5 protein-coding genes are annotated in these 6,680 nt (G+C 48.1%); 2 read left to right on the top strand and 3 right to left on the bottom strand.

Annotation, left to right across the window (positions count from 1 at the left end; genetic code table 11):
* Nucleotides 1-220: 220 nt before the first annotated feature.
* The 3 genes from ACR2PX_RS26485 to ACR2PX_RS26475 form a co-directional block, all read right to left on the bottom strand.
* A complete protein-coding gene (locus tag ACR2PX_RS26485) occupies nt 221-1,537 on the bottom strand; it encodes a hypothetical protein (RefSeq protein WP_434002361.1) in 1,317 nt (438 codons plus the stop codon).
* A gap of 173 nt (nt 1,538-1,710) precedes the next feature.
* A complete protein-coding gene (locus ACR2PX_RS26480) occupies nt 1,711-2,487 on the bottom strand; it encodes a class II glutamine amidotransferase (protein WP_434002360.1) in 777 nt (258 codons plus the stop codon).
* A gap of 193 nt (nt 2,488-2,680) precedes the next feature.
* Nucleotides 2,681-3,079: a hypothetical protein gene (locus tag ACR2PX_RS26475; RefSeq protein ID WP_434002359.1), complete on the bottom strand. Its 399-nt coding sequence runs from the start codon at nt 3,077-3,079 to the stop codon at nt 2,681-2,683.
* 389 nt (nt 3,080-3,468) lie between these two features.
* Between ACR2PX_RS26475 and ACR2PX_RS26470 the strand changes: the two genes are divergently transcribed.
* Nucleotides 3,469-4,179: a DUF599 domain-containing protein gene (locus ACR2PX_RS26470; RefSeq protein WP_434002358.1), complete on the top strand. Its 711-nt coding sequence runs from the start codon at nt 3,469-3,471 to the stop codon at nt 4,177-4,179.
* Nucleotides 4,180-4,378: 199 nt separating this feature from the next.
* The gene (gene htpG, locus ACR2PX_RS26465; RefSeq protein WP_434002357.1) at nt 4,379-6,295 is read left to right on the top strand and encodes a molecular chaperone HtpG; all 1,917 of its coding nucleotides are present in this window, start codon (nt 4,379-4,381) and stop codon (nt 6,293-6,295) included.
* The last annotated feature ends 385 nt before the right edge of the window (nt 6,296-6,680 follow it).

The following is a 6,680-nucleotide window of genomic DNA, read 5'->3' as shown; positions in this document are numbered from 1 at the left end:
GTAATACCAATAGAATTTTCTAACTACCGTAATGAGCATGGCAAGCTGGACATCAGAGCAAGGCGGAACGACGAGTAATAGCTAGCTATTGCGAGGAGTTCCAACGCAGGGCTGTTGTTCAGATTGCCAGCACAATAGCGTAGTTAGAATGTGCGACTGGTATAATCTAAGTTCTGCCTGCCCTGGCTCTGGCAGCTCATCTGGCTGCCAGAGTGTCTTCTTATTGCCGTTTGTAAAAAGCCAAAGTACTGCTGCCTGTAGCGGCACTTAGACGGGCGATCAAGCGGCTGAATTCGTTCACGGGCAGTTGATGCCACTGTGGCAGTTCATCCAGCCGATAAACCAGAGCCTTCCTGTTTTCCGCCACGCACACCGTCAGATATAGGAAGGGGAAGTGTCCGGATTTGGGTGTGAACAGGGATAGCCGCTGACAAGGCGTTCTGGACAGTGCGCTCTTTAAGTTTTCAGTGATCCGGTTCAGCAGGTTTTTTCTGTCCTGATCCATTTTCAGTTCGCGATGCCAGCTATAAGTCGTGTTGAATTGATCTGCCGGGTATTTGGGAAAGGGGACGGTTTCTGATTTTATTTCGGGCTTAAGAGTATGGGACCAGTGTCTTAGCAGCTCATAATAGAGGTCCATATCCAGAGGGACGTCGAAATAATCTCTGGCCGTGATGGTCGGTGCATCACGAATCCATGATGTGTCATTATCAAACGAGTAAGCGTAACTGGCTATCCATGAATACCAGTTGTTAAATGCCTGGTTATCGCCCAGTGAGTAACGGTTGATATAGAAGTAAAAAGCCCCTCGATCAGCCAGTGCAATGTCGGTAATGACTCTTGTTCCTGTGTAGGCTGCTATCCCTATGGCCGCAATCTTGGATACTGTGCTTAAAAAGGACAGTTCAGCGGCGTAATAAAGGACCTTTTGCTCAGCTTTTCGGGTGGTTCTTTTGCGGAAGTGTTTGGTTGCTACTTTCTGAATTTTTTTGACAGCGCCTTCAGGGATTATTTTGGCCTTTAGTTTTCCCAGCTTTTTGATCGCCACCATTTCAGTCAGTTTGGGGGAATATATCTTCCAGATGGGTTTAAGCCCTTTACGGGCCAAAATGAAAGTGACTGTCGTGAGTGGCAGCGCCACTATCTGCATGCTGCTGTACAGTGAAGTTTTAACGCTGCTGAAATAGCTCTCGTTCATTTTGGAAAAGGCGTAGCCAAGATCTTTCATGGCTCTGAACTTATGGCATTGCGCTGAGCCACTTTTGCATTGTTCACACAGTCGATTCAGGCCATCGTTGATGGTCGAACTGACGCCAGGGTAATTAAGGCAACCCTGGTCCATTCCGGTCATTCTGGTGCCAAGATTAGAGACGGCATTGATGAGATAGCCCCAGTTTCGTTCAGCCGACAGTTCAACTTCTTCAATGAACTCATGATGCTGCATTGTAGGTACTGAGTCGGAATAGGCGCATTCCTGAAAGACTGTGAACAGTACTAAAGAAACCAGGAGGGATTGGACACTCTTTTTAACCGCCATGTCATTATCTTTGATGAAAGAAAGAACACGATATAGACACTAGGAGTATTAATAACAATTCATATATTTTAAAGAGGGCGTTTTCAGTAGCTTGAAAGTAAATGGGATGATTAATAAAGTTGCTGAAAGTTGGATGAAATCAGCATATTTTTAGTACCATCCCGTTTATTTATTCAATTTTGTTGATAAACCACCTGGCCTTCACGAAAGACAATTAATTCACCTGATTTCATGATGTTCCAGGATTCGTTGGTGGTCAGGGGTTCGGTGGCGACCACAGTAACGACATCATTTTCTGTGGTGACCTTTTTGAAATCAACACTTAATGAATCATCTTTCAGGGTTGCTTTTTCAAAGGGCGCTTTGCGGGTAATCCAGCTTAGCTTGGTTGAACAGAAGCAATACAGGTGTTTAGAGTCTGTTAACAGCATGTTGAACACGCCCAGCTCTCTTAACTCCAGCGCCAGCGTATGAATATAGCGTTGTAATGTTGCAGGTCGGGCAGGGGGTTTTGGAAAGCGCTCCCTGAGTTTACACATCAGCCAGCAGAAAGCATATTCACTGTCTGTGGTGCCAACCGGGCGGTAATAGCAAAGAGGCTTTTTCTTGATCCCTTTGAGTTGCCCGTTATGGGCAAACGTCCAGTTACGTCCCCAGAACTCCCGGGTAAAAGGGTGGGTGTTTTCCAGGGAGACCCGTCCGGCATTGGCCTGACGAATGTGACTGATCACAATATCGCTCTTGATGGGGTAATTTCTGACCAGTCGGGCGATTTCAGACTCACAGCTGGGGTGGGGGTCCCGGAATTCACGCACTCCAGCCCCTTCGTAAAAAACAATGCCCCAGCCGTCACTATGGGGGCCGGTGCGTCCACCCCTCTGCATTAAGCCGCTAAAGCTAAAGCAGATATCGGTGGGTGTATTGGCGCTCATGCCCAGCAGTTCACACATCTCAACTGTCCGTTCTTATTGTTTCTGAGCATTTTCCGTTGCCTGTAGCCTGTCGAGGTTGTCTTAATTCTGACAGGCTCTTTGGGTAACGCAAAATGGTTTCAATCGTTAATGGCTGTTCAGGGTTGATTGAATGAATCAACTTTATTCTGGCTGGCAAAACAGAATACCCCATTGCCAGTTCCAGCTTGAGTCAGCAGGTCGGTTCCTGTCTTCTGGGTTTCTTTCGTTGGCCAGAAGCAGCCGGTTTGTTCTCTTCTTTCTTTTTGACTGCCGGAGGCATTTTAACGGGCAGAATAATCGCGATCAGAGCCGCAGCTCCGGCGGCTATCACGGTGACCACACCTGTTCTTGCCATCGCCTCAAAGCCATGGGTGAGAGCGTCAAAGGTCATGGTAAAGAGAGCTGGAGACAAAAGCTCTGACCCCGGGCTTAACCACCAGGGAGTATACAGCAGTGCGGCTGTAGTCAGTCGCAAGGCGCGTTTAAGGCGTACAGGTAATCTGCCGGTAATCAGAATCAGGGCCAGTAAGCAGCCCGTTGCTCCTGCCAGGTAAACGGCCCAGCCGATGATAAAATGTGAAATTGTCATCCTTTCTCCTGTTGTCGATGACACCGGGTGAAGCGTCGGCCTGGAATGAAAATAGCCGAAATAGAAAATCAGTCTCTGAACCGGAAGTGCCAGTCGATACAATCTGAAACAATAGTCTATATTGTTGCTGGTGTTAACCTGTGAATACTGAGCCAGAGGCAGTCAAGGGGCTGGGTTGAGCGATTTGCTCACCATCAGGCCCAAAGGAACTTTAACATATGTTTCGGTTCTTTTGATCGTTGCCTTGAGACTCTGGCGAGTATTTTTCGTAGGAATATCAAATAATTGTCTTTAGTGATTGCTACCCCTGTCGCAAGAGAAGTGAAAGGGATACATTGAATGAATGGCCCTGAGCGTAAGACAACAATAACCTGAAGAGGAAGGACACTATGGCCAATGTATCGGGGATCGCCTCGTGGTTTGACTGGTTTGCACTTTTCTCACTTATTGTGCTTTGGGTAGGGTATACCGTTTTTGCTTATCGCAAAGGTCAGGCAACCCCCTGTCTGGCCAGTGTGCTGGCACTCTATCGCAGAGACTGGATGTACCGGCTGCTGGGCAGGGATAATCGGATTGCCGACGCAAGTCTGCTGGCCAGTTTAAGAGCTTCTGTGAGCTTTTTTGCTTCCACCAGTATTCTGGTCATGGCGGGTCTGATCACCGGCATCGCTGCCTCTGAAGAGGCCGTTGGTGTGCTTTCAACCATGCCTTTTGTCACCACTTATACCCGGGAGCTCTGGGAACTCAAGGTACTGGTGATGCTGGTCATTTTTGTTTATACCTTCTTTGAGTTCACCTGGAGTCTCAGGCTTTACAATTTCACCTGTGTACTCATGGGCAGTGCGCCTCTGATGCAGGACATCAGTGGTAATAAAACAGAGCAAAAAGTCTTTGCCGACAAGGCAGGTTCTATTATGACCCTGGCGGCAAATCACTTTAACTATGGCCTTCGTGCCTATTACTTCGCCCTGGCCACGCTCTCGTGGTTCATACATCCCTCTATTTTCATTATCAGTTCCGTGTTGGTCGTGGTGATTCTTTATCGCCGGGAGTTCCACTCTAAAGTGCTGGATGCTCTTTCAGTCAGTGAGAGGGAGTAAATCTGGAGCGGTTGAAGGCAGAGAAAACCGACGGGTTCACCAGAGCCATGGATAAGAAAGGTGTAAAAAATCCGCAATACTGCCTTGAAATCAAAAACCCTGTCCCCACATTAGTTTCAAAGTAATTAATGATCAGGTTGATCATTCGGGAAGTCCTCCTGAATGGCGGCCGCTGCGAGAAAGCAACGTAGAGGGTCAAATGACTGTCGAAGCTAAAAAAGAAACACTGGGTTTTCAAACTGAGGTTAAGCAACTTCTTCACCTCATGATCCACTCCCTGTATTCCAACCGCGAAATTTTTCTGCGGGAGTTGATCTCCAACGCTTCTGATGCTGCAGACAAGCTTCGTTTTGAAGCACTGCATAAAGACGGCCTGCTGGAAAGCGATCCGAATCTGGATATCCGAGTTGATTTTGACAAGGAAGCGAAAACCATAACCATTGCTGACAACGGCATTGGTATGAATCGTGAAGATGTTATTGCACACCTGGGTACTATCGCCAAGTCTGGCACTGCTGACTTCCTGCAGAAGCTGACCGGTGACCAGCAGAAAGACTCCCAGCTGATTGGCCAGTTCGGTGTCGGCTTTTACTCTGCCTTTATCGTCGCTGACACAGTAACCGTTGAAACCCGCAAGGCCGATGTGCCTGCAGAAGAAGCTGTCCGCTGGGTCTCCGATGGTTCTGGTGAGTTCACCGTCGAAGGGATCAGCAAGGAAAAGCGGGGCACCTCCATTATTCTGCACCTGAAAGACGATGCAGAAGAGTTTGCTGATGGCTGGCGTTTGCGCAACATCATCCGCAAGTACTCTGACCATATTTCCATGCCGATCCTGATGATCAAGCAGGATATGCCTTCAGAAGAAGAGGAACAGCAGGACGAAGACAAAGCGCCTGAGTGGGAAACCGTCAATACCGCCAAGGCATTGTGGACCCGTTCCCGTTCTGAAATCTCTGATGAAGAGTACACAGAGTTCTACAAGCACATCAGCCACGATTTCGCTGATCCTATGAAGTGGAGCCATAACCGCGTTGAAGGCAAGCTGGAATACAACAGTCTGTTGTTTATTCCTGCCAAGGCACCATTCGACCTGTACAACCGTGACATGCAGAAAGGCCTGAAACTTTATGTTCAGCGCGTTTTCATCATGGATCAGGCCGATGAATTCCTGCCTATGTACCTGCGCTTCATCAAGGGTGTGGTTGATTCAAACGATCTGTCACTGAACGTGTCTCGTGAAATCCTTCAAAAAGACCCGGCTGTTGACAGCATGAAGGCGGCTTTGACCAAGCGTGTTCTGGATATGCTGGAAAAAATGGCCAAGAAGGAAGAGGCGCAGTACGCAGAATTCTGGAAAGAATTTGGCCAGGTACTGAAAGAAGGTCCTGCTGAAGATTTTGCCAACCGTGAGAAAGTTGCCAAACTGCTGCGTTTTGCTTCCACTGAAAGCAAAGGTACAGAACAGGATCAGTCTCTGGAAGGTTATGTTTCCCGTATGAAGGAAGGTCAGGACAAGATCTACTACATCACGGCAGAAACTTTCAACGCAGCGGCTAACAGTCCTCACCTGGAAGTGTTCAAGAAGAAAGGCATTGAGGTTCTGTTGCTTTGTGATCGCGTTGATGAGTGGCTGATGTCACACATGAACGAGTTTGATGGCAAACAGTTTGCTGACATCGCCCGTGGTGATCTGGATCTGGGTCAGCTGGACGACGAAGAAGACAAGAAAGCCCTGGAAGAGAGTGCCAAAGAGAAGGAAGACCTGCTCAAGCGCATCAAGGATTCTCTGGTCGGTCAGGTTGATGAAGTCCGTGTTACGCACCGTCTGACCGAATCACCAGCTTGTCTGGTGGTGGGCGATCAGGATATGGGTGCCCAGATGCGCAAGATCATGGAAGCAGCGGGTCAGGCCATGCCTGAAGCCAAACCGATCTTTGAAATCAATCCTGAGCATCCTCTGATCACTCGTCTGGATCAGGAAGCGGATGAAGATCGTTTCGCGGATCTGTGCCATGTGGTATTTGATCAGGCTAACCTGGCAGCGGGTGGCCAGCTGGATGATCCGGCCAGCTACGTTCAGCGTCTGAACAAGTTGTTGCTGGAAATGGCCGACTAAGTCATAGACGGCTTGGAGCTGGAACGGGTAACAAGTTCCAGCTCCTTATTCGTTAGTTGACCAGCTTTTTCCATCCATCCTTTACGTCACCTTTAAAGTCAGTCCAGCCGTTTTTAACATCGTGCTTGAACTCATTCATCTCTTTTCTGGCTCTCAGTTTGAATCGCTCAGATCTTGAGTCGGTGTACTTCAGTTTGACATCAATACTGGCCTGCTCGGCATCGTGCCTGAGATCACAGGCAGTTCTTATAAAGTTCTTAAGGGTTTGAAACAGTATTGAGTAATCTATGATTATCTATCATAATCTCACACTATGGATAAGAGATTAGTCAAGATTGGTGAAGCAGCTCGCTTGCTGGGTACTGACCACTCAACATTGAGGAAG

Origin of the sequence: Endozoicomonas sp. (assembly GCF_051008435.1) — a bacterium.
In the GTDB taxonomy this organism is placed as follows: Bacteria; Pseudomonadota; Gammaproteobacteria; order Pseudomonadales; family Endozoicomonadaceae; genus Endozoicomonas_A.
This window is presented reverse-complemented; position numbering and strand designations above follow the sequence as displayed.